This window comes from Paenibacillus sp. J22FR83, from assembly GCF_059691955.1.
This window is the reverse complement of record NZ_JCAUAM010000001.1, coordinates 635,456-660,866: the sequence shown is the minus strand read 5'-3', so window position 1 is coordinate 660,866 and position 25,411 is coordinate 635,456. Positions and strand designations below refer to the sequence as shown.

Sequence of the window (25,411 nt, the reverse complement as noted above, 5' to 3'; positions counted from 1 at the left end):
TCTGTAGAAATCGCAGTAAGCTGCTAAACGACTGTTGTCAAACGTAACATTTTCTTGATGTATGCTACTGCAGAAAGGACAGAGGAATGATTGCACTCGATCTGCCCTTTTTTTGTCATATTCATGACTTCTATTCCAAAATTGTTTTGGTATGTGGCACAGTTTAAGAGAATGTATCAGCTAACGCTTGAGGGGATTCTAGACCTAACCAGAATAAACTCATTTCTGCGCTTAATTCATCCGCTGAAATAGTATGAAATAGTTCACGTAGAAAATAATTGTTCTGCATAAGGGATCCTTCGATATTTAATGCATACAAAGATTGTTTGTCCCTAATCGACGTGTTTATTTTCTCTTTGACGGAAAGGAACGGCGAATTCAAACAGAAAGAAGCTTGTACATCGTCATCAAGTGAAATCTTGATAAATGCTTCTGCCAGCTGCATATCGCTGCAATCTTTAGGAATCATTAATGCGCTAGCTTGCAATAGAGTGGCCTTTACTTCTCCAAATGGGAGTGGAACTATTTGGGGTTCGAATCCAATGTTTTTATCTTTCCAAGTTGACATTTCTAGAGTTGTCGTCAGAACCATCGCTGATTTTCCACTGACAAATGGGTTTTTCGGTCCTGGCATCTCCGTATAAACGGTAGCAATCCGTTTGCGAAAAAATAAGTCCTGAATGAGTAAAAGTGATTTTTGGATGATATCTTTTTGGGCGGCCTTTTCTAATGTATTTAAGCCATTCTGTAAGGCAAATACGGGCCATCGTGTTAAATAAGGGAAGATGGAAAATCCATATTGGACAATAACGCCATCTTCCGATTTAGTCAATCTCTCGGCAGCGTCGATGAAGTCTGCTAATTTCCAATTTTCATTAGGCGGTTGTACGCCATTTAATTCGAACATGACAGGATTATACACTAAAAAAACGGGCGTAAAGGTAACCGGGGCTGCTTTGATCTCATCGTTAAGGCGGTAGTAATTTAAGATTTTGGGATAAATTGTTTCAGTATAATCGGTTAGAACAGGTGATAGATCCATAAAAGCGTCCATTGTTTCTGCTTCTGTAAATTGCAGGTCGGACGAAAGTATGATATCAGCATTTAAGCCGATATCGCAGCTTTGACGGAAGGATTCCCAAAAATTATCCCTTGGTAAATGGACGATCTTTACATCCACATTCGGATACTTTTGTTGAAAGGCTTTAATAATTTGTGGCAGACCATAGTCAACGAAGTAAGCGGGAGCTGGCGAAGCAATGCGCAAAGTCTTCCGTTTGGACGGCTCAATAACCAAATCTAGTGGAACCATTGTACCCAGTCCGACCTTTTTCGTGATGAGCATTTCTTTTTGCAATAAATCCAACGCTTTTCTGACCGAATTTCGGCTTAATTTATAATATTTACATAAGTCACTTTCAGGAAGCAAATATTCTCCTGGTTTAATAAAGCCGGAAATAATTTGTCCCTTCAATGTATTGTAAAGTGTCGTATATAGAAAATCATTTTCTCGGCGCATAAAAAGACTCCATTCCTCTCTGAACTAGCAATAGTTTAAATATATAACTATTCTATCCATACAGTAAATATTTGTATTTGGTTTTCAAAATTATTATTGACAACGCATTATATCCCACCTAATATTATGGTATAGGTAAGGTACATATACCTTTTATTTTATCACAATTATCCCATTCTGCATAGGGAGGTGTGGTGAGATGAAGTAAGAAAACGGTTGAGATTTGGAAGTGCCAAAACTATTTTGGAGGGGAAAAATCAATGCGTAAATTATCAGGGGTCTTATCGGTTGTTTTATTATTAAGTATGTTTTTATCTGCATGCAGTAAGGAGAAAGAGGTTGTAAGCGCACCCTCAAAAGAAGTTCCTATCAAATTATGGATTTATCCAATGATGAATGGGAAAAACGGGGATGGGAACGGAAATCCAGACGATTGGGCCAAAGAGTATGCGCGTCAATTCAAAGAAAAACATCCGAATGTGAATGTTTCTGTAGAACTGCTTGATTGGGCAGGAGGAACAGAGAAAATTGATGTTTCCATAGCGGCTGGGTCACCACCGGATCTTGTCTATACGATTAATAATTTCGGCGGGGTAACGAAGTATGGGAAAATGGGAGTATTGGAGCCTATTGATCCTTATCTTGGTCAAGCGGATTGGGATGATTATTCGGAAGCGGTAAAAGGTGCCATGAAGTACAAAGATAAAACGTATTTGTGGCCGTGGTTGAAATTGGTGTCAGGTATCGCTATTAATATGGATCTATTTAAGGAAAGAAATGCTGTGGATTTACTCCCGCTCAATCGTCCTCTTCGAGATTGGACATTTGAAGAGTTCACGAAAGCAGCTCAAGCTACGACATTCAGCAGAAGTAACGGAAGCAAGCCTGATGTATATGGCACTGGGGTGTGGGCAAAGGATGCGCCATATTATATGTACTTCAACGGTGTGGCCAATGGAGGCAATGTCATTAACAGCACTTTTGACAAAACGGTGATGACAGACCCCAAATTTGTGGAAGGTGTGCAATTTAGTGTCGACCTGGCTAATAAGTTCAAAGTATCGCCACCCGGAGCGGCAGGACTTACTGTAACGAATGTGAATGATATGTTCCTAAATCAACAAGTTGCGATGTATCCGAGTTTCTCCAATATTACGGATCAAGTAAAGAAAGCACCGAAGCCGTTTGAGGTTGCCTTTGTCGCTCCTCCCCATGGTCCTGATCAAGAGACAACCGCGTGGAACAATGTAGGTGGATTTATCGCTTTTAAACAGAAAGATGAAGAGAAGAAAAAGCTCGTCATGGAATTTGCCAAGTTCATTACGAACACAGAGAACTCCAAAATCCTCAAATCTATTGCTGTATTTCCAGCACGAAACTCAACGGGTAATTTATATGGTGATGATCCGGTAATGAGTTATTTTGATAAACTATCGAAATATGGTAATTCTTTATTCTCCAGAGCGTTTGGTATGGCACCTGTTGCCGACTGGGAAATCGAATTTCAAGCCATGTTGACGGGTGCAAGACCTGTTAAAGATGGATTGGGCAATATTGACAAAACCATTCAAAAAGAATTGAAATAGGAAGTAGATATGGCAATTGGAGCGGGGAAACTTCGATAGTCAGCCGAACCGCTTCAATCTTTGCCAGTTAGGAGAAGCAAAATGTCTCGTTTACGCACTTATATTCCTGCTTATTTGTTTTTGCTGCCATCGTGCTTGTTGTTCTTTTGCTTCATGTTTCTACCAATATTTAAAGGGGTACAATTAAGCTTTCAAAAATGGACGGTTGCTGGATATGAGTGGGTAGGATTAGCCAATTATCAGAAAGTATTCGAAGACCCTTCATTCTGGAAATCTCTCTATATTACTGGCGTCTATGCGTTAGTTACCGTCATATTGGGGCTAATAATATCTTTACTCGCTGCTTTTTTGATCGATCCATTATCTAGCAAGGCACAGGGATTTTTCAAAGCAGCTTTTTATTTACCAAGTGTTGCGCCGATCGTGATTGTTTCCATTTTATGGGGATGGCTGTACAACCCATCTTTTGGACTATTCAATTATCTATTAGCTAAATTTCATATGGGGCCTGTACTTTGGCTTGGCGATCCTAACATTGCGCTTATTTCAATCATGATCATGACACTTGCTGTTGGTCAAGGGCCGAATATATTAATATTGGCAGCTTCACTTGGTGGAGTTCCGAAGGATTATCAAGAAGCTGCGCGAATAGATGGCGCGAATCTTTTACAGGAAATTGTTTATATCAAAATTCCGATGCTAAAGCCCACTTTAACGTATTTGGTCGTTGTGAATACCGTAGGTTCGTTTCAGGTGTTTGCTCCTATTTATCTCATGACTTCCGGTGGACCTAACGGATCGACGAAAACAATCGGATTTCAAATTTATGAAAATGCGTTTAAAAAATTCGATTTTGGTGTGGCTTCCGCTCAGGCTGTTGTTTTGCTGATCCTCGTCATGATAATCGCAGTCATCCAGTTTCGCTCAATGTCGAGCGATCTAGAGTATTAGGAGGAGAAGCTATGCGAAAAATTAATCTGCCGAGTATGGCGAGTGTTATCCTCTTAACCTTATGGGCGTTGCTCCTATTATTTCCTTTTTACTGGATGTTTCTAAATGCGTTCAAACCAACAACCTCTGTGATTCAAACACCTCCAGACTTATCTTGGGTCAACTTGAACATTGGAAATTTCAAAAAGCTCACTTTGGATTCAATAAGCTGGATTTGGACCTTTAATAGTTTTCTGGTTGCGATCAGCGGGATGTTAGGCAATGTGATTCTATGTTCGATGGCGGGATATGCTTTCGCTAAAAAGAAGTTCCCTGGAAAAAGGCTGATTTTTTGGTTTATTATTAGCATTATGATGACGTCAACACAAGTAATTATGGTTCCACTATTTATGTTGATTCGGGATATGGGTTTATTAAATACCTATTTGGGTTTAATTCTACCTATTTTGGTATCACCTTTTGCTGTTTTTCTTACAAAGCAATTCATGCAAACCATTCCTAGCGAACTTATTGCTTCTGCAAAGATGGACGGCTGTTCGGAATGGCGCATTTTCTACAGTATTATTCTTCCCATTTCGAAGCCTGTGTTGGCTATTGTGGCTATTTTTGGTTTCATTACACAATGGAATGATTTCCTCTGGCCGCTTTTGGCAACGGAGTCACGCGATATGAGGACTTTACAGGTTGGTCTTGCATCCATGCAATTGCAAAATGTAGATTATGGGTTGGTTCTCGCTGGTTCCGTATGGACAATGATTCCTGTTATTGTTTTGTTTGTTTCGTTTCAACGCTTTTTTGTCAGAGGCATTACGATTGGTGCAGTAAAAGGCTAAAGGGGCAAGAAGGGGGCAGTTCATATGATCATTACCGTTCCGACGAACTATTATAAACAGTTCGATGCTGATTTTACGATGGAAGTTCCAGGAGAAGGATATGGTGGTTGGAAGAAAACTGATCTGGAACTGAATACAGAACGAACGGCACTTGTCGTCTTACATGCCTGGGATGTTGGCACACAGGAGCAATTTCCTGGCTGGCATCGAGCAGTAGAGTATTTTCCTAGGGCGGATGACATTTGTTCGAGTATTTTACCAGAGCTAATGGGTGTATGCAGAAATAACGGAATTACGGTATTCCATGTCATTGAACCGATTGGCTCGTATTATCAAGATTATCCAGGTTATCACAGAGCAGTAGAGCTCGCTGGCGCAGTGAGCCTGCCTCTTGAACAGATCGAGAAAGACGAAATATTGCTTAAATTGGAAAAGTTTAAATCAGAAGAAGCTTTTCCAGGGAAGCACAATTTGGAGGATATCGAACGAGGTTTCGGAAGACTAGATATTCCTAAGGCTGTAAGACCAGAAGGAAATGAAGGGGTCGCCGCTACATCTGATCAGCTATTTGCTTTATGTAAGGAAAAGGGAATTAATCATTTGATTTATGCGGGGTTTGCTCTCAATGCATGCATTATGCTAAATCCAGGCGGAATGATTGATATGAGGCGAAGGGGAATATTCTGTTCTGCAGTTTCACAAGCTGTAACAGCGGTGGAGAATAAAGAAACGGCATCTCGGCAATTAGCAAAGGAGCTATCTCTTTGGCAGGTTGCGCTCTTTTTTGGATTTACATACGATGTTGATGATTTGGTTCATGCGATTCAAAATAAGAAAGATTGCTGAATCGCATGGAAAGGAGAAGTTGAAATTGATCGATGCCCACATCCATCTGTCGGGTTCTGATTTGCATCCGGCTACCTTAGCTGAAGGTGAACGTCTAGGAATTCGTCTCTTTATCGGAAGCTGTCTTGGTGAATTTAACTTGCAGCCTTCTTTTGATGAAGTTTATAAAGCAAACAATGATATGGCTGCGGTCATTCGGCGTCATTTGAATCGGGTTTCCGGTTATTGTTACGTTAATCCACGACATGGCGAACAGGCAATTTCTGATTTTCGACTTCGAATTGAAGAAGACTCCATGATTGGAATGAAGCTCTGGGTATCTACTTACTGTAATGATCCTTTGGTATTTCCTTTCGTCGAACAGGCGATTGCCTATCGAGTTCCTATTTTAATTCATACTTGGCGTAAAACGGTTAGTCAACTGCCGTACGAGTCAACAGCTTTTCATATTGCAGATTTGGCGGAACGCTACCCTGAAGCCATAATTATTATGGCACATATGGGGGGGCAGGTTGAAAGCGCAATGAATACAATTGCCCCTTACACGAACGTGAGGGTAGACACATCAGGCACACCAATTGGAGCATCAGAAGTTGCTATTGCAGTAGAACGACTCGGAGCAAATCGTGTGATTTTTGGCTCTGATCTTCCGATAGCTTGTTTAGCGAGCAATATCGGAAAAGTTGTTGGAGCTGGGTTAACCTCAGAACAGCTAGAGCTTGTAATGGGTGGTAATATGGAACGAATTCTGGCAGAGGGGATCAGATAGTGCAAACTACAGACATTACGCAATATAAACATGCACTGCCGAGTCTTACAAAACTATTTGCGAAGTTTACGGAACAAAAGGCTATCGATATGACTGCATTTCTGGGTCAATGGCCTACCCGTTATCAGTCTAATGCCTCGCCAGCGGATCTAGCTGTTATGATGGACCATTTGGATTTGGCCGGTGTCTGTGTTAGTCATATTGCTTCCATTCATGGTCATGATACAAGATCGGGAAATGAGGCGTTATTCAGAGAATGCGCAGCAGATAATCGTCTTTGGCCGTTTGCGATCCTCAATCCAACAGAACCTGGATGGAAGGAAGAATTGGTATGGGTCGCCAGTAGTGGTGCACATGGTGTTCGTTTGTTGCCAGGGTTTCATCATTATGATCTGGACAATCCGGAAGCAAGGGAGCTTGTTCAGGCTGTTCGCCTAGCAGGACTTCCCCTGCAAGTATGCTTACGATTACAGGACGAAAGGTTGCAGCACTTACGCTATCAAGTGGAGTCTGTTCCGATTCATATGGTTGCAAATCTAGCGATAGACCTTGATGGTCACCCCTTGCTTATAAGTGGAGTACGTGAATATGAGTGGGATGAAATTTGGATGCAATTGCCCGCTGGGCTACAACGAGAGCATATCTTTTTTGACCTTTGGTATTGCAAAAGCCCATTAGCTGTAATCGCATCCCTATGCCAACGCGGTGGGGCGAGTTCGTTTGTATATGGTTCTTGTGCTCCGTTGCATATACCTGAAGCGACCGTATTACAATTGGCCGTCGCCGAAATTTCTGAAGAGGAACGTTATGCCTTAAGTCGTGGTAATGCTTTGCGTTTTCTCGGCTTGTCGAAACTAATAAAAACTGCTGAGGAATAGGGAGGTAGCCTGGTGAAAGCAGCAAAAAGCGAAAACGGAAATGTCGCGATTGTCGATATTTTACTACCTGAGCTTTCAGATACATCCATTCTGGTACAGACGGAATATTCAGCGCTCAGTTCTGGAACCGAGCTTATGGTTATCCAACAAAAGCTCAATACTTTTCTAGGGTACAGTGCAACTGGAATAGTTCTTGAGGTAGGTTCCGGTATTAAACATATAAAGATTGGCCAACGAATAGCAAGTTATGGTGTACCGTCTCATGCTGAGTATTTTATGGCAAACAAGCACCACGTTTCTATCGTTCCAGAGCATGTCGACCCTCAGGAAGCAGCCTTCGCAGGTATTGCGACAATTGCGATCCAGGCTTTGCGACAAGCAGATTTGCATTTTGGCGAGTCAGTTGTCGTATTAGGGCTCGGTTTGTTGGGGCAGATGGTTGCGCAAATTGCCCAGGCAGCAGCCTATCATGTCATTGGTGTAGATCTGATGGAAGAACGTTGTGTTGTTGCTGAACATATGGGCATACATGTTGTTTGTCGTTCCAACGATGAAGTAAAGGAATCTATAGATCAACTAACCGATGGCAAGGGAGTAGACTGTGTCATTATTTGTGCAAACTCCAAAACCCATCGGCTCATTGATCAGGGGTTGGCGTGGATTCGAGATCGAGGAAAAATTGTCATTCTGGGAGATACAGATACGGAGTTTGACCGCAATGCCATGTTTTATAAAGAAGCACAGATTACAATTTCAAGAGCTGGTGGACCGGGACGTTATGATGAGTCTTATGAGAAACAAGGTCATGATTATCCTTACGGCTACGTTCGCTGGACGATGAATCGCAATTTAGGCGAATTTATTCGGTTGCTTTCTGAACATAAATTGAATCTGAAGCCACTGATTACTGGGATTTATAAACTGGAAGAGATCGAAAATGTATATGCAGCCACGCAAAACTCTCCCCAATTCTCGATGGGAAATTTGATTGCATTCTAAATCCAAGAAACCGAAAAAAATGAAAAACTGGACAAAGGTAGGGATGACGTTGAAGGTGCTTGCAATTGGTTGCCACCCGGATGATATTGAAATTAGTTGTGCAGGTACGTTAGCCAAATATAAGAAACTGGGGCATGACGTTATCTTATGTCATGTTGCTAACGGCAACAAAGGGCATTTGATCATTCCAACCGAAGATTTAAGGGATATTAGGAAGAATGAAGCGATATCTTCCGGCAAGGTTATAGATGCAGAAGTAATCAGTCTGGATATGCCTGATCTTGAAATTTACGGGGATGATAAAAGAGCTAGGGATACAGTAGTGGACGTCATTCGCTATGTAAAACCGGATATCATCATTACGCATTATCCAGATGATTATATGCCTGACCATGTTGCCGTAAGTAAGCTCGTCTTCGATGCGAGTTTCTCGGCATCAGTCCCTTATTATAAGACTAGTCATGAGGCTCATACGCTTAACACACCAATTTACTATATGGATACCTTAGCAGGCATACGCTTCAACCCTGAAGATTACGTGGATATTACCGAGACGATGGAATTAAAGCTGCAGATGCTGAATCAACATCAAAGTCAAATGAAATGGTTGCTAGAGCACGATAACATTGACCTCAGCGAGTTTGTTACGGCGGGATCCCGGTTCCGAGGACTGCAGTGTGGAGTCAAATATGCAGAAGGATTTATTCCTTGCCGCGTATGGGGCAAGGTGAGGACAGGTCATTTATTACCTTAATGCAAATGGTAAATTACAATGATATTAGATTTGGAGAGGTGCTAGTTATATGGATTTTTTAACGACAGTTAAAGGTTCGCTAATGGAAGGTTTTTTCCCTCATGGATGGGATTTACGTAAAATCGATGAATGCTGCGATGTGGCACCGGAGACAATTACAGATCGACAGTCGTTCTGGCATAACGAATTTAGGCCAGTGGTTTGTAACGATGTAACAGAATTCGATATGATGATGGGTCATGAAATTGCCATGGAAATTCGTAGAAGCAAGGAAATGGGGCAGAAGCTGGCGATTATTTTGCCGGTTGGACCGATGGGCATGTATAGATGGGCGGTATATTTCCTGCAGGAATGGAACGTGGATGCTCGTCATGTATATGGTTTTAATATGGACGAGTGGAGTGATCGAGATGGGAACACGTTAGCGTCGACAGATCCCGGTTCTTTCCAATATGCCATGGAGCAAGCATTTTATGGTCCGTTGGGTCCATTGACGGTTCCGGTTTCTCAGCGTAATTTTGCTACGAAAGAGAATCTTCCAACCTATCTGGATAAAATTACGGCTTTAAAAGGTGAGGGAGCGAGACTTATCGTTGTTTTTGGAATTGGCCGGATGTGCCACATCGCCTTTTGGGAGCCGCATTTTGCAGCCGAATATGAATCTGAGGATCTCTGGCGGAAGGCGACGCATCGACTCGGGGCTAAACTGCATCCGTTGACCATTGAGCAGAACGCGATTACAAGCTTCAAGAGTAGAACAACACTAGTTCCCTGTTATGCCAATACAATTGGTCCTGGATTATTCCTTTTAGCGGATCAAATTATTGGAGGCTGCGACGGAATATTCGGAAGAGGCATGCAATGGCAAGGTATGTCGTTATGGACGACCTTGAGGTACGGTCCTGATCCATGGATTCCTTCGACTTATATGCCGACATTGCCTGGAAAATTATTTTTTATGAAAGATTTGGCTGGTCCGTTAGTTGCAGAATGCAATTAATCAAGGGCCGGAACATCGCGATCACAGGATTGACGTTGATTAATAGGTATAGGTCTGGCACATATTCCATCACTTACTTCGTTGTCTTATGACACAACCTATGTAAAATTATAATGGATAATGGAGGCGTTGAACATGATCAAGTCTACTTGGGTTGCGAGTTTGGTATTATCTTTTTTCATGCTTTCATCCTGCTTTACTCATTTCCTTCCCTCGGCTCACGCGCTTAGCTATGATGTCACAACGAAAGCTTCGTTCGATGCGTTTGATAGTACCATTAACGGCGGGAATGGCGTTATTAAGCCAAACGATGTAGGAACGAGCGATTTGGCTTGGGCGGAAGGACCCATCCTTGCTTCTTACATATCGATGTTTAAGCAATATGGGGATACGGCCTATTTAAACAAGTTCATCGCTCAAGCGGATCAAGTGTTGAGTCTACGGGATACGGTTCGCGGGAAAAGCGACTATCGCGGACTTTCGGAGCCTACATGGCCGGCTGCGACGCGTTTTACCTCTGGCTCTGCCACGCTGCTGGACGTTAACGGCGTTCCCACATTGGAAGTCAGAAGCTCTCTTCTCTTCGATTCTTCAGAGAATGAAGTGAAAATCTCGCCTGGAACCAATCCGAATACGTTCAAGTTGGAAGCGTATACGCGAGTCTCCTCGATCGCCGCAGGAGGACTGCATTCCGCAGCCTTAAATTCGACCGGAAGAGTATGGAATTCAGGTAATAACTATTATGGACAATTGGCATTCGGTACGGCTAACCAAAGCCAACCTTTTCCCGCAGACGGTGTTATAGATTACTATAATGTACTCGATGTTGCCAAAACCGTTTCAGCTGGGGAATTTCACAGCTTAGCTTTGAAAACGAACGGAACCGTTCTGAGCTGGGGATATAACGCCTATGGTCAATTAGGGGATGGTTCGACAAGTAATCGTTCAAGCGCGGTAACTGTGAGTGGCTTATCGAATGTGACCCAAATCGCTGCCGGATATTATCACAATCTGGCTCTTAAATCGGATGGGACCGTTTGGAGCTGGGGGTATAACAACAGTGGCCAACTTGGAGATAATTCGCTAGTTAACCGAGCAACTCCTGTACAAATAGACTCATTATCGGGCGTCATAGCCATCGCAGCGGGAGGTTACCACAGCCTCGCCTTGAAATCTGACGGAACCGTGTGGGCCTGGGGGTCTAATCCATTTGGACAATTGGGCGACGGCACGACTACCAACCGTTTGGTGCCCGTACAAGTGAATGTCCTGTCGAATATTATGAGCTTATCCGGTGGATTAGGACACAGCTTGGCAGTGAAAAACGATGGTACGGTCTGGAGCTGGGGATTGAATGCAAATGGCCAATTAGGTAACGGAACAACAAGCTCAGCGAGTTCGCCGGTTCAAGTCAGCTCGCTGAGCGGTGTGGTTCAAGCTTCTGCTGGTGGATTTCACAGCCTGGCTCTGAAATCTGACAAGACGGTATGGTCTTGGGGGGCAAATGATGTAGGTCAGCTTGGCGATGGCACGACTACCCAGCGATTGACCCGGGTTCAAGTCACTGGATTGACCGCGAATACCATTGCTGCAGGGAAGGAGCATAACATGGCGATCACCTACGATTACCGAGCAGCGGCATGGGGGAAGAACGATTATGGGCAGCTAGGTAACAATAGCACAATCAATGTGGGTTATCCCGTCACCTTTGCCAATATGGAACGTTCGGATACCTTTGATAATCTTACGATGGATCCAGCCAGCCCGAACTATGCGGTGAAGAGAGTAAGGGCCGGTGCTCACTGTTCGTTCGACGGCCTGACGAACGGCATATCTGTAAAGGATCTTGCTTCCTCTTCTCCTCTTGCGAGCCGAAATCCTGTGAATGACTTGAAGAGCTTTGTACCGCTCCGCATGAGCTTCCCGGTCCATACTGGTTTGATAACTTACCCGATGGCCACGTTTGCGCGAGTTGTTTATGAAACGCCAACACTCAACGGAAATGTGATGTATAAAGCTGCCGCAGATCGATACTTTCAGGCTGCATGGGACGCTGCTTCCTCACATGATTACCAATGGGTGGAGAATGCGGCTAACGAAGGCTGGTACATCTATCCTAAGGGTGCCCCGATGTTTGTTGACGGTTCGGAAAACCAGTTTAATCATTATCTCAGCTTAGGTAAAACGTATGTGGAATTGTCGCAAATTCCAGGCCCGCACCAAGTGGAGGCTTTGAATAAAGCGACAAGGATGGCGAACAGGTATAAGAACGATTTGACCTGGGATGATGTGAAGGACGCATATGTGTGGACGTATTACCCTAAACAAAGCGCAACTTATTTGGGCTGGGATGAACGAACAAGTACGACAATCAATCATGAAAACAACGCTTGTTGGACGGCAGATCATGATATTAACAAAATTCCGTATGCCGCGATAGAATTAGATTTTGCAGTGGCAGCCTACGATAACGGCATTGTATTCAATGAAAAAGATATGCAGCGATTTGTCCATACGTTCACGCGAAACGTACTGACTTACGACGGAAGCGGTATGCCGAAGCTGAATTTTGCGGTTGATGGTTCTGGCGGGATCGCTCCACCGACTCAGGAAGTATTTGCTACGCAATGGATGAAGACCGCTCCTTGGGACGACACGATTTTTCAAATGACCCGGAAGCTTTACTCTTCGCACACAACTGTCGTCTCTCTTGCGCATTTGGCGCATTTTAACGAGTTTGCTCGCATAGCTGCAACCAAAGGATCCATATGGACATGGGGAAATAACGTCTATGGACAGCTTGGTGATGGAACAACGACTCAGCGGTCTTCGGCAAGTGGACTTCCTTTGCAGGGGACGATGCAAATTTCTTCCGGTGAATACCATACAATTGGATTGAACGCGAACGGCACGGTATCCGCTTGGGGCTATAACGCATACGGTCAATTGGGAGACGGAACGACGGTTAATCGCTCGGTGCCCGTTCTCGTAAATGCGATGACGGATATTATATCGGTGAAATCCGGTCATTATCACAGTTTGGCACTCAAATCGGACGGAACGGTCTGGAGCTGGGGCTTTAATAATAGCGGACAGCTTGGAGACGGGACGACGGTTAACCACAGCAATCCCGTTCAGGTCGCCGGCTTAAGCAATGTCGTGGCCATTGCGGCAGGCGGATATCATAGCCTAGCGTTGAAATCGGACGGTACGTTATGGTCGTGGGGTTCGAACACCGCCGGTCAGCTGGGAGATGGCACAACGACTAATCGCTTAACGCCCGTACAAGTGATGAGCATGTCCGATATTACAGCCATCGATGCGAGCGTGGGACACAGTATGGCTTTGAAAAAGGACGGAACGGTTTGGACATGGGGATATAACAATAGTGGACAACTGGGCGACGGCACCACAACCAATCGCAGCATTCCGGTTCAAGCAGCAGGTCTCAATAAGGTTACGGCTATTACCGCAGGTGGCTATCATAGCGTAGCTTTGAAGACAAACGGAACGGTGTTTACATGGGGTGCCAACGACAAAGGTCAACTAGGGGATGGGACGAATATCGGCCGGACTTCGCCTGTTCAAGTGTCGAATCTGACCGATGTGAAGACGATCGGAGCAGGGCTCTATCATAGTGCGGCGGCCAAATACAACGGCGGTTCTTTGTGGGCATGGGGTGATAACAGTTTCGGGCAATTGGGAGATGGAACGACGGTCAATCGCAATGCGCCTGTTCAGACAGCCGGCATAAATGGGATTATGCGCGTTGAAGGCGGGGCTTATTCGACATCCGCATTCCAATTTGCGAGATAGACGTTTTGACTTTTATACGGAAAGCAAAGAGGCGGATAACCCTCCAACCTGTTAATGCGGGTTGGAGGGTTTACATTGGGAAGTAGTTACACTAACAGGATATAAGAAAATATACGTTTACGAGCTAAGGATGAACGATAGATGAACTTAGAAAGAGCTGCCACATGGCAGCTCTTTGTTCCATTTTAGTGGGATTTACGTTGCTTCGTGTCCATAATCTCAAAAATTCGACAACACCGGCGAGGATTGCTGGAACGTATGTTCTGGACGGTAAGGCGATTAATCAAATGAATGATTCGCAGCTGGCGGAGATTCGGAATCGCAAGATCGGGTTTGTTTTTAAAGTTTTAACTTGCTTCCACTATTAAGTGCATACAAGAATGTAGAATTGCCCTTGATTTATCGGGGATTGTCGAGGAAAGTAAGAGAGCCGCTTGTTATGCAGGCGTTGCAAGGTCAATTATTTTAACCGGCGGAATTACCGGAGCACACCAGCTATTTGAAGGCGATCTTGTCTCTGCAAAATGAGAGGGCCTTGGTTCGATAGGTTTTACCGTTAAAGCTTAAATGGTTTGAATCAATAGGCTCAAAACATGTCATACGGTTTCTGTGCTATTAGGGTCCGTCTATATATAAACAAGATATCGAGAATATGGCGCAGGGATACTGCGTCTTTTTATTACTCTTAAATATGACGTATTATATATAGGAATACCTCTATATGCGTATAAATAATATGTCTTATATTATTCATTAATTTATATATTGTGTCATAATTAAAATAATGTTATGTTTATGACACACTAAATAATGGAATGGGGGAGCCAGAGATGAGAATTGAAATAAGTGGTACAGGTAGAATCGAGAGGGTTTGCATTCGCAAAGCCTTCACAGAAAAGCAGCAGGATTATGTGGTGCATGTTATCAATTCAACTAAAGCAAGGTTGGGGAGTGGGTAAAGAACTTGAGGAAGTCATTCCTCATATGACCTCCAACATACAAGGAGTATCTCTTCGTGTGCCGACCAAGGACGTTTCTCTTTTGGATCTTCAAGTAGTGGTCGGTCGTCAAGTAAACGTGGATGAAGTCAAGCATGCGATCAGGCAGGCGAATGCTGGGCACATAGAAACATTTGTTGGCTACAATGAATTACCGCTTGTTTCAGTAGATTATATTGGAAATGAGAAATCCGCGATTATCAACGGTCTCAGTATTATGACGCAGGATGACCAAATCAAGCTGCTTGCCTGGTATGACAATGAATGGGGCTATGCCAACCGAGTTATCGATTTAGTATCCTATATTTCTCGCGCAGAAAGGATACAACTAAAGGGGGAAACGATATGTCTAACACAAACCATGTAGAATTGGCAGCTATTCACAGATTTGATTTGGGTATCATTTTATGTAAATCATGTAATGAAGTGATTGCTACGCTACCAACGGATGGATATAAAAAATTCTATGCCGTGTGTAAGAGCATGGCGTGTATTGAAAAAAATAGGGAGGTCAACCAATGATAACTAAGAAACAAGTGCTGCTGTTCCAAGAGGGAGACGCTTCAATGAAAACACTACTAGGAGGAAAAGGGGCTAATCTAGCAGAGATGACTCGTGCTGGCCTTCCCGTCCCTCCGGGATTTACGATTACAACAGAGGCTTGTTTAACTTTTTTTAAAGAAGGTAATCGGGTCTCAGATGAATTACTTGAACAGATTTCAGCAGCGCTTAAAGAGCTAGAGAAGCAAAAGGGACAATTGTTCGGAGATGCTATAAATCCCCTGTTGGTTTCTGTTCGATCGGGTTCAGTAAGTTCGATGCCAGGCATGATGGATACCATTTTGAACCTTGGACTAAATGACATCACCGTACAAGGCTTGGCAGTTCTTACAAACAATGAAAAATTTGCTTACGATTGCTACCGCCGCTTAATGCAGATGTTTGGAAACGTGGTTCTGGGCATTGAATCCTATTATTTCGAACAGTTATTGCATCGCTTGAAAGAGAATGAAGGCGCTGAGCAAGATCAAGAAATTTCGTCTGTCGGTTGGAAACTTTTAATTGAGGATTACAAGAAGTGTATTCTGACAAAAACGGGCAGAGCTTTTCCACAATATGTTTATGAGCAATTGAGTATGGCGATAGAGGCTGTGTTCAAGTCATGGAACAACCCACGGGCTCAAATTTACCGTGAAATAAATCGGATTCCAGATGATCAAGGGACAGCAGTCAATATTCAAAGTATGGTTTTTGGTAATATGGGAGGGAATTGTGGCACAGGCGTTGTTTTTACAAGAAATCCATCTACGGGTGAGAATACTTTCTTCGGTGAATATCTCATTAATGCACAGGGTGAAGACGTAGTAGCAGGTATAAGAACACCACTTGCGATTGCTTCTTTGCAAAACGAGATGCCAGAGATTTACGAGCAATTGTTTGAGGCTTCGAAGCAACTTGAGAGGCATTACAGAGATATGCAGGATATTGAATTTACGGTAGAAAATAATAAGCTTTACCTGCTGCAAACACGTAATGGGAAGAGAAATGCTCAAGCTGCGTTAAAAATTGCCGTCGATTTGGTCAATGAAGGTTTATTGTTAAAGCAGGAAGCCATAGGACGCATTGAGGTATCCCATCTTGATCAACTTTTGCACAGAGGTATTGATGAAGAGGCAATCAAGGATGTGTTGGCAAAAGGACTTCCGGCTTCGCCGGGTGCAGCGGTTGGACAACTTGTATTTGATGCAAATACTGCGGCAGAGTGGAACCGTGCAGGTAAGACAGTTATTCTGGCAAGAAATGAAACGACGCCTGAAGATATCCATGGTGTGATAGCCTCTGAAGGCATTCTCACAAGCCGTGGAGGGATGACAAGCCATGCAGCTGTAGTGGCAAGAGGAATGGGGAAGCCATGCGTATGCGGCTGCGAAGAAGTCCGAATTATGCTTGATGATAAGCGAATGACGGTTGGAGATATGATCGTGGAAGAAGGCGATTGGATTACACTCGATGGTGCAACAGGACGTGTCATTCTTGGTGTTATGCCTTTACGAGAAGCCAGAATGACGGATGAGCTTCTCATTATGCTTAGCTGGGCGGATGAGATTCGAACTCTGCAAGTCTACGCCAATGCAGATAATCCGGAAGACGCCAAAATCGCCAGAAAACTAGGTGCTCAGGGGATCGGGTTATGTCGAACAGAGCATATGTTTTTCTCTCCAACTCGTTTGCCTGTCGTGCAACAAATGATCTTAGCGCATACTAAAGAAAAACGATTGCAAGCGCTTGCGCAGTTGCTTCCCATGCAGCAATCCGATTTTGAAGGCATGTTCGAAGAAATGGACGGTCTTCCGGTAACGATAAGATTGTTAGATCCGCCATTGCATGAGTTTTTGCCAAACCTTGATGAGCTGCAAAAAAGACATATGCAGTTGACCTATGAGTTAGATGGTGCAGATTCGGAAAGAGAAGATACGGCTGATCTTCTGCGTAAAGTACAAGCGCTCCACGAGACAAATCCTATGCTAGGACAGCGGGGATGCAGATTAGGCATCGTTTTTCCAGAGATTTATGATATGCAGATTGAGGCTATTTTCCGTGCGGCTTCTAGGTGTATCAACAAAGGTGTTCGAGTCCTTCCTGAAATTATGATTCCCTTAGTTGGTCATGCGAATGAGCTTAAAATATTAAGTGAGCTCGTTGATTTCGTTGCAGAACAGGTATTAGGGAATGACAAACTTAGAGATTGCCCTTATAAGGTAGGAACGATGATTGAGGTGCCGCGTGCAGCGCTAACTGCGAGTCAAATTGTGGATTATGCGGATTTTTTCTCTTTTGGCACAAATGATTTGACGCAGATGACATATGGCTACAGCCGTGATGATGCGGAAGGGAAATTTCTAACCCATTATGTCGATCAAAAATTGCTTCCACATAACCCCTTTCAAGTACTAGATACAGAAGGTGTCGGACAATTAATTGAATTAGCCGTGAACAGAGGGCGTTTTATTAAGCCTTCTCTAAAAACAGGATTATGCGGTGAGCATGGCGGAGATAAAGAATCAATTTCTTTTTGCCATTTGATCGGATTAGACTATGTGAGTTGTTCTCCTTTCCGAATTCCTTTGGCACGCATAGCTGCAGCACAAGCATTCCTTCTACATGGTAATCCTAGTGTATTACAAAGGAGCGCGCTCCGATCACTGGAGAAAGTCTTGCTAAGTTGATCGGAATCTCTCGTCCAACGATTCGTTCCGATCTTGCATTCCTTGTGATGCTCGGATATTTGGACGCAAAGCCAAAGGTGGGTTATTTTCTCGGTAGACATTAGAAAATGGGGAAGTTGCGTACAAGAAGCTTGATGAGATCTTCGTTTGAAAAAGCTACGGTGAATGAAGCCGTAGTTACCTTATTCATGGAAAATGTTGGAATATTAATGATTATGAGTGATAAACAGGCGTTAGTGGTATTGTTTCGAGAAAAGATTTGTTAAAAGTAACACTAGGTAATGCGGGTGCTCCTACAATGCCTATTAGTCTTGTGATGTCCAGACATCCGAACATTGCGACAGTAGTTTAAATGATCATGTCCTGGATGCAGCTCGATCAAGCTACGAATTAGGAGGTAGGCAAGGATGGAGGAGAAAGTTCAAACGATATTCATTTGTTCGAATTCGATTGGGGAAACTGCGAATACTGTCGTCCAAGCGACAATTCGTCAGTTTAATACTAGTCAGGTTTATGTAAAACGGTTGGATCTATGCGTTGGATGAAGACATTCGAAATATGATGTAGTGATTACAGAGCGGTCATTTTTTAATCCTAACAAAAAAACTGAGATTTTATAAGTACAGAGGGCGATCCCGGTATTGACTTGATTGAATCTTACTTTTCAAATTCATTAGCCAAGGTATTTAATGTTCAGCCACATTCGCGGCCCATATTTACGAGGCTGAATGATCAGGGTAGAACGATTATTGTGATTACGCATGATCAACAGATTGCACAGCAGGCGAAGCGGGTTGTGAGGTTTTGGGATGGGCGGTTGTTGGAGAGTGTTTATTTGATAAAATGAGGTCGGGACTCCATGGGAATATGGAGTTCTGTAAATATGCAACTCGCACTGTAAGCACTGCAGATATCGCCTGAATGATAGGTGAGGTCTGCAGTTTTTAATTTTTATTGGCTAATGATTCGTTTAGTTAAGTAAGGAATATTTCAACTTTTTTATACAAATAGCTAAATGGTTTTGTAATGAATATATACGGATAATTCTCAAACACGTTACGATAATTTCGTGTTAAGAAGCTTAGCTGTTGTTACTATCGAAGGGATTACGTCTAATGAGTTTATTAAAGAAAGGATAGTGTTCAATCATGTTGGATGTGAAGGCTTTCGGAGCGGTCGGGGATCGCTCTAAACTGGAAAGCGCATCGTTTCAGGCAGCAATTGATGAATGTCATCAAATGGGCGGAGGGACAGTTACGGTTCCCGCTGGAAACTATACGATTGGAAGTATCGAGCTGAAGAGCGGGGTACTGCTTCATTTGGAAATAGGGGCTACGCTGTGGGCTTCAACGCATCGTGCCGATTACCGAGATGACTGGTCAGGTGTGGACGAGAGCAGGATTTTGATTAAGGCAACGAATGCCGAGTTGTTCGGTATTACAGGGAAAGGAACGATTCGGGGGTTCGGCACAGAAAAGTTCGGTTCCTGGTGGGGGGTACCGAAGCATCCTGAACTACGGGTATGCACCATGCACTTTGATAATTGCCGCTCGGTCACGTTAGAAGATATTTGTATCCGAGACAGCTCGTTTTGGACCGTTCATTTGAAGCATTGCGATACCGTTCATATTAACCGAATTTCTATTCACAATTATCGTTATCACTTGAATACGGATGGTATCGTGCCAGATGGCTGTCGGAATGTATTTATTAGGGATTGTCACCTATCAACTGGGGATGATTGCATTCCAATTAAGAGCACGGAAGATCGAGCTTGCGGGCAAATTTTTGTGACGAATTGCATCTTGGAGTCCCCGAATACAGCTATTAAGTTTGGAACAGAGATTTATGGATCGATTAGCGATGTCTATATTAGTCACTGCACCATTCATTCCGCAATTGGTATCGGTATCTTCGTCAAAGACGGAGGAACCGTAGAGAGAGCCCACATGAGTGGGATCACTATCATATCGGCAGATCTGTACGATATCAAGCCGGTTGTGCCCGTGTTCGTTGATATCGAAAAACGGCATGCCGACTCCAAGATAGGCAGTGTGCGAGATATCGTCTTCCGCGATTTATTCATTAGCACGCAAAGCTCAGTTGTTGTGCAAGGAGCACCGGACAGCCTAATTGACAACATATCGTTTCAACAAATCACAATGCGCATCACTGGTTATACGCCTTTTGGCAATCGCTACAAACCTGTCACGGGCAGGCGGACGCTTAAAGAGCAGCGCGATACTGAATTCATGATAAAGCCCGCATATATGACGATTGCATATGGAAAGAACGTACGACTTGATCATATACAAGTTTTCAATGGCATAGAAGAGGCAGAACACAAACGCCATGACCTATGCCTCGCGTATTCGACGAATGTTACCTACAATTACACATCAGTAGAAGCGGGAGGTAATGAGAAATGGATCGGATAAAGGATGAGGTGTTGAAAGCAGAGCGTCTAACCAAGGAAGATGGTCATTATTTTTTCGGTTATTATGACACACCTGCATGGAGCGGGAACGATCGGTATCATCTCTGCCATAAAGTATCGTTCTGTGATCGACTCCCGCGTGCGGAAGATCGAGCCAAACTTGGTTACATTGATTTACAAAATAAAAGCTTCACCGTCATCGGAGAAACAACAGCATGGAACTTCCAACAAGGGAGCATGCTGCAATGGCATCCCGCGTACCCGCAAGATACCGTTATTTATAATCAGTGGAATGGCAGTGCTTATAAAGGTGTCGTGCTGAATTTGTCAACGGGCAAGTCATACCCATTGGAAAGACCAGTTGCCAATGTTGATCCGACTGGCCGGTATGCCGTCAGCATCAATTTCCCCCGTATGTACGATTTCCGTCCGGGATATGGCTATGCTGGTGAATCGGACCTTTTCGCGAACGCACTTCATCCGTACGATGATGGTATTTATGTGATCGATTTGTTGTCAGGAAGTAGTCGGCTGACGATTTCTTTGCAGCGGATATGGGAATTTACGAAAGCGTATTTTCAAGGTGAAGATAGAAAAATATTAATCAACCACATCACCTTCAACACTGACGGCTCCCGCCTTGTCATGCTGGTACGCTGTTTTCCGGATAAAAATAAGTTGTGGAAAACAGCAGTCGTCACGATGAATATAGACGGTTCTGATATATTCCTGCTTGCCGACTACGGATATGCCTCCCATTACCATTGGCGGGATCGCGAGAGTTTGGTCATTCATGCTGGTGAGATGGAAACGAATCCTGAGGGTGAGCAGCTATATGTGTGGAAAGACAAGAAGCGCGAGGTACAGACGATTGATAAGTCTTTTTTTCTAAAGGATGGACATTGCAGCTACTCCCCGGATCGGCGATACATGCTCTATGACAGTTATCCAGATAGCGATTCCTATCGACATTTGTATATGTATAACTTAAAAACCAAAAAGGGTATGAAACTCGCCTCGTATTATTCGCTGCCTGAGCTGGAAGGTGATATCCGCTGCGATTTACATCCCCGGTGGAATCGAGAAGGCACGTTGATCTCATTCGATTCAACGCATGAAGGACAGCGACACGTTTATCAGATGGATTTAACTTCAATCCTAACGAATGATAATTGGGCTAACTAATGATAATTGAAGTAGAAGAAGCGTTGTCTGGCATGTAGTTCAGCAAAGAGGATATACGGATAATCGCGAATCCGATTATAGTGAGCTTGCTAGCGTCTAATCATTTGACAAGGTGGTGTTATTGGCAGTGCGCATGGAATTAGGTAAGCATCGATGGCTGTATCTGATGATGATCCCTGGTGTTTTATATTTCATAATTTTTCGGTATTTACCTATGCTTGGGAACGTTATTGCTTTTCAAGATTATCAGCCGTTTATCGGATTTACGGGTAGTAATTGGGTTGGATTCAAGCATTTCCACAGGCTGTTTACAGAAGATACATTTCTTATATTACTCCGAAATACCTTAATGTTGTTTGTATATGGATTTGTTTTTGCATTTCCAGTTCCGATTATTCTCGCGCTTATGTTAAATGAAGTTCGAAAGCAGGTTTATAAGCGATTTATTCAGACGGTTATTTATTTACCACATTTTCTTTCTTGGGTCGTTGTAGTTTCGTTGTCCTACCTCATGCTGACGACCGAAGGTGGAATCGTTAATAATCTATTGGTATCAATTGGCGGCAATAAAATTAACTTTATGCTCGACGCTGCTTGGTTCCGTCCCTTATATGCGATTCAGTCCATCTGGCATGATGCAGGCTGGGGTACGATTATTTATCTAGCCGCGATAGCTGGTGTAGACACGAGTCTTTACGAGGCGGCAGAGATTGACGGGGCGAGCAGACTACGTCAAATTTGGCATATTACATTGCCAGGAATACGCAATGTCGTTGTCATTCTGCTAATCCTTAAAGTAGGGGATATCATGGATCTTAGCTTCGATCATGTGTTTCTAATGTCAAATTCGATGAATCGAGGCGTTGCGGATGTATTCGATACTTACGTCTATAATGTCGGGATTCTCGGTGGTCAATTCAGCTACAGCTCCGCAGTCGGTCTATTCAAATCGGTAGCGGGTTTAATTATGGTATATCTCGCAAACCGATTGGCCAAAAAGTTCGGAGAAGAGGGTATATGGTAATGGAACAGACGAAACCGACAACGACAGGAAACGTATCTTTGCCACTCAGCGTGTCCAACAAGCGATCGGGAATTGTGTTATTCGATTGGATCAATTATTTTCTGTTACTTCTATATGCTCTGATTTGTTTTATTCCGATTTTGCATGTCTTCGCAACATCCATCGCGGATTCTTCGCAGCTGGCAGCACATCCATTTCTGCTAATCCCGACGAAGTTCAGTTTGGACGGATTTCGGTTTATATTTTCGTCGAACACGTTGCCACGAAGTCTACTGAATACGATTTTCATTACCGTGCTGGGGACCGCGCTGAATGTCATTGTGACTTCGTTGATCGCTTATCCGCTATCGAGAAAATATTTGAAAGGCCGAAATCCCGTTATGCTAATGATCGTGTTTACGATGCTGTTCACTGGCGGGCTGATTCCTAACTTCTTGCTGGTGAAATCGATGGGGTTATTGAATTCATATTGGGCGTTATGGCTCACTGGACTTGTTAGTCCGTTCATTCTAATCGTACTGAAAAGTTTCTTTCAGGCACTCCCGGATGAATTGGAAGAATCGGCGAAAATCGATGGCGCGAGCGACCCCTTGATCCTGTTTCGTATTATTTTGCCCTTGTCCCTGCCGGCCATTGCCACGATTTCACTTTTCTATGCTGTCGGTCATTGGAACACGTTTCTATCTGCGATTCTGTATATGAATGACCAGTCTAAATGGCCGATTCAGGTTCTGCTCCGACAGATCGTGACAGTCAGTACTGCCGGGATAGGTGACGACGAATTCGCTTATATACCGCCTTCAAATATCGTTCGTTCGGCTGTCATCGTTGTGGCGACGCTTCCAATCCTACTCGTATATCCGTTTCTACAGAAGTACTTTACCAAGGGCGTTCTACTAGGTTCGGTTAAAGGATGATATTGCATGCTCTTCGGGAGTGCAGTTCGTCATCATTTAATATATAATTTTAATAGAAAGAGGGTATTGGCAGAAATGAAAACGGTTACTTTACAAAAAAAGAGAGCTATCGTCGTTCTAGTACTAAGCACTGCACTACTAGCGGCATGCAGCGAAGGAACAAAGAGCGGGGTTACCTCGACAGCAACCCCAGCATCCTCGGCAACTGCGACATCTAACGCCAAACCAGCTGAAGCGGTGAATATTTCTATGATGGCGATGTACACCTCGCCTAATGCACCAGCAGCCGATAGTGATGTCATGAAGAAACTCATGGAAGTTACGAACTCAAAGTTGAACATCAACTGGGTGCCGAACGCGGCATACAACGACAAGTTGACTGCCTCTCTCGCAGCAGGAGATTTGCCTACGATTGTTGTGGCCGATCTCAATCTACCGGCCGTTACAAATGCCGTTGATGCCGGTGTATTCTGGGATTTAACACCCTATCTAAAAGATTACCCTAATTTGAAGCGGCTTGATGCTGGTGTCCTGAACAATGCTTCCTACAAAGGAAAAACATACGGCATTTACCGTGGTCGAGATAAAGCGAGAAGTACAATCTTTATTCGCAAGGACTGGTTAGACAATATGGGGCTGAAAGTTCCGTCAACGCCGCAAGAGCTGTTGAATACAGCGGTTGCTTTTGGAACCGGTGATCCAGACAAGAACGGGAAGAATGATACGACCGGATGGGTGATGGATAATGGCGGTTCGGATTTCAAAGCGTTGCTTACTTGGCTAGGCGGACCGAACGAATGGACGGAAGACGGCGGTAAGTTAGTTCCGGCAGTGCTGACGCCACAGTATACAGACGCCCTTAATGCCATGAAGAAGTTGTATGATGAGCATGGCGTCAACCAGGACTTCTTACTGGTCGATTCCAACAAAAAGAACGAAATTTTCTATGGCGGTAAAGCGGGTATTTATTATCAGGTGTCTGATTCCACTCGGGAGAAGTCAGTTCAGAAAAATGATCCGAAGGCACAAGTGATGATGATAAACCAATTTACAGGTCCGGCTGGTATCAAAACACGAGGTGAAAGTGGATTCAACTTGATGATGATGGTTTCAAAGAAAAACGTAAAGACAGAGGAACAGTTGCGTCAAGTATTGGGATTCATTGACAAACTGGGCAGTAAGGAAGCACAACTCCTGCTAAACTATGGCATTGAGGGAGTCCACTATACGTTGGACGGCGGAAAAGTCGTGTGGAAAGATCAAGATGGCTTCACCAAGTCGACAGGCGCGGGTCCAGGCATCTATAACTTGAGTATATTAACTGATTTGATGCCGCAATTAAAATCGGACGATCCGCAAGTCGCTAGATCGACAGAAGTCCGCAGGGAAAATGAGAAGTTTGCTGTGTTCAATCCTGCAGCACCTTATAAATCGGCCACTTATACGACACTTGGCAAGACGTTGGATCAAACTGTCAACGATGCGCAAAGCAAATTTATCCTAGGCGAACTTGACGCAGCAGGATGGAAAAAAGCGGTTGAGCAATGGAAGAGCAACGGAGGTACCAAGTACATTGAAGAAATAAACGCCGCTTATCAGGCGGTTAAGAAATAGCAATTAACTAACTAGCTAACAATGCCTGGGCTTTCTTTTGTACCGTTTACAGGAGGTA

The 25,411-nt window shown here is 43.7% G+C and carries 21 protein-coding genes; 20 read left to right on the top strand and 1 reads right to left on the bottom strand.

The window, feature by feature from the left end:
- Positions 1-163: 163 nt before the first annotated feature.
- The gene (locus AC58PV_RS02190; protein ID WP_497430655.1) at positions 164-1,519 is read right to left on the bottom strand and encodes an extracellular solute-binding protein; all 1,356 of its coding nucleotides are present in this window, start codon (positions 1,517-1,519) and stop codon (positions 164-166) included.
- Between the two features lie 260 nt (positions 1,520-1,779).
- Here AC58PV_RS02190 and AC58PV_RS02185 point away from each other — a divergent pair, with 260 nt between their 5' ends.
- The 20 genes from AC58PV_RS02185 to AC58PV_RS02090 all read left to right on the top strand — a co-directional run bounded on the left by AC58PV_RS02185 (position 1,780) and on the right by AC58PV_RS02090 (position 25,353).
- Positions 1,780-3,105, top strand: coding sequence for an ABC transporter substrate-binding protein (locus AC58PV_RS02185; RefSeq protein WP_497430654.1), 1,326 nt, complete (start codon positions 1,780-1,782; stop codon positions 3,103-3,105).
- Positions 3,106-3,186: 81 nt separating this feature from the next.
- Complete coding sequence (locus tag AC58PV_RS02180) at positions 3,187-4,056, top strand: carbohydrate ABC transporter permease (protein ID WP_497430653.1); 870 nt, start codon at positions 3,187-3,189, stop codon at positions 4,054-4,056.
- A gap of 11 nt (positions 4,057-4,067) precedes the next feature.
- Positions 4,068-4,889 (top strand): carbohydrate ABC transporter permease, encoded by an 822-nt coding sequence (locus AC58PV_RS02175; RefSeq protein WP_497430652.1) that lies wholly within the window; start codon positions 4,068-4,070, stop codon positions 4,887-4,889.
- Between the two features lie 24 nt (positions 4,890-4,913).
- Entirely contained in the window at positions 4,914-5,735 is an 822-nt protein-coding gene (locus AC58PV_RS02170) for a hypothetical protein (protein WP_497430651.1), read from the top strand.
- On the top strand, positions 5,689-6,504 hold the full coding sequence (locus AC58PV_RS02165) for an amidohydrolase family protein (RefSeq protein ID WP_497430650.1): 816 nt from the start codon (positions 5,689-5,691) through the stop codon (positions 6,502-6,504). The genes AC58PV_RS02170 and AC58PV_RS02165 overlap by 47 nt, the downstream gene beginning before the upstream one ends.
- The gene (locus tag AC58PV_RS02160) at positions 6,504-7,382 is read left to right on the top strand and encodes an amidohydrolase family protein (protein ID WP_497430649.1); all 879 of its coding nucleotides are present in this window, start codon (positions 6,504-6,506) and stop codon (positions 7,380-7,382) included. The genes AC58PV_RS02165 and AC58PV_RS02160 overlap by 1 nt, the downstream gene beginning before the upstream one ends.
- Positions 7,383-7,394: 12 nt before the next feature.
- Positions 7,395-8,381, top strand: coding sequence for a zinc-dependent alcohol dehydrogenase (locus AC58PV_RS02155; RefSeq protein ID WP_497430648.1), 987 nt, complete (start codon positions 7,395-7,397; stop codon positions 8,379-8,381).
- A gap of 19 nt (positions 8,382-8,400) precedes the next feature.
- Entirely contained in the window at positions 8,401-9,135 is a 735-nt protein-coding gene (locus AC58PV_RS02150; RefSeq protein WP_171629110.1) for a PIG-L deacetylase family protein, read from the top strand.
- Positions 9,136-9,184: 49 nt separating this feature from the next.
- Complete coding sequence (locus AC58PV_RS02145; protein ID WP_497430647.1) at positions 9,185-10,135, top strand: sugar phosphate isomerase family; 951 nt, start codon at positions 9,185-9,187, stop codon at positions 10,133-10,135.
- A 135-nt stretch (positions 10,136-10,270) separates the two neighbouring features.
- Positions 10,271-13,951 (top strand): RCC1 domain-containing protein, encoded by a 3,681-nt coding sequence (locus AC58PV_RS02140; RefSeq protein WP_497430646.1) that lies wholly within the window; start codon positions 10,271-10,273, stop codon positions 13,949-13,951.
- Between the two features lie 164 nt (positions 13,952-14,115).
- Positions 14,116-14,319, top strand: a complete 204-nt coding sequence (locus AC58PV_RS02135) for a hypothetical protein (RefSeq protein ID WP_497430645.1) — start codon at positions 14,116-14,118, stop codon at positions 14,317-14,319.
- A 550-nt stretch (positions 14,320-14,869) separates the two neighbouring features.
- The gene (locus AC58PV_RS02130; RefSeq protein ID WP_497430644.1) at positions 14,870-15,316 is read left to right on the top strand and encodes a hypothetical protein; all 447 of its coding nucleotides are present in this window, start codon (positions 14,870-14,872) and stop codon (positions 15,314-15,316) included.
- Positions 15,317-15,467: 151 nt separating this feature from the next.
- On the top strand, positions 15,468-18,176 hold the full coding sequence (gene ppdK, locus AC58PV_RS02125) for a pyruvate, phosphate dikinase (protein WP_497430643.1): 2,709 nt from the start codon (positions 15,468-15,470) through the stop codon (positions 18,174-18,176).
- Positions 18,173-18,280, top strand: a complete 108-nt coding sequence (locus AC58PV_RS02120) for a hypothetical protein (RefSeq protein ID WP_497430642.1) — start codon at positions 18,173-18,175, stop codon at positions 18,278-18,280. The genes ppdK and AC58PV_RS02120 overlap by 4 nt, the downstream gene beginning before the upstream one ends.
- Positions 18,281-18,583: 303 nt before the next feature.
- On the top strand, positions 18,584-18,721 hold the full coding sequence (locus AC58PV_RS02115; protein WP_497430641.1) for a kinase/pyrophosphorylase: 138 nt from the start codon (positions 18,584-18,586) through the stop codon (positions 18,719-18,721).
- A gap of 603 nt (positions 18,722-19,324) precedes the next feature.
- A complete protein-coding gene (locus AC58PV_RS02110; RefSeq protein ID WP_497430640.1) occupies positions 19,325-20,614 on the top strand; it encodes a glycoside hydrolase family 28 protein in 1,290 nt (429 codons plus the stop codon).
- Positions 20,602-21,798 (top strand): TolB-like translocation protein, encoded by a 1,197-nt coding sequence (locus AC58PV_RS02105; RefSeq protein WP_497430639.1) that lies wholly within the window; start codon positions 20,602-20,604, stop codon positions 21,796-21,798. Before AC58PV_RS02110 ends, AC58PV_RS02105 begins: the two co-directional genes overlap by 13 nt.
- Before the next feature lie 133 nt (positions 21,799-21,931).
- On the top strand, positions 21,932-22,822 hold the full coding sequence (locus AC58PV_RS02100; protein WP_497430932.1) for an ABC transporter permease: 891 nt from the start codon (positions 21,932-21,934) through the stop codon (positions 22,820-22,822).
- The gene (locus AC58PV_RS02095) at positions 22,822-23,739 is read left to right on the top strand and encodes a carbohydrate ABC transporter permease (RefSeq protein WP_497430638.1); all 918 of its coding nucleotides are present in this window, start codon (positions 22,822-22,824) and stop codon (positions 23,737-23,739) included. Before AC58PV_RS02100 ends, AC58PV_RS02095 begins: the two co-directional genes overlap by 1 nt.
- Before the next feature lie 75 nt (positions 23,740-23,814).
- Positions 23,815-25,353, top strand: a complete 1,539-nt coding sequence (locus AC58PV_RS02090) for an extracellular solute-binding protein (protein ID WP_497430637.1) — start codon at positions 23,815-23,817, stop codon at positions 25,351-25,353.
- Positions 25,354-25,411 lie beyond the last annotated feature (58 nt).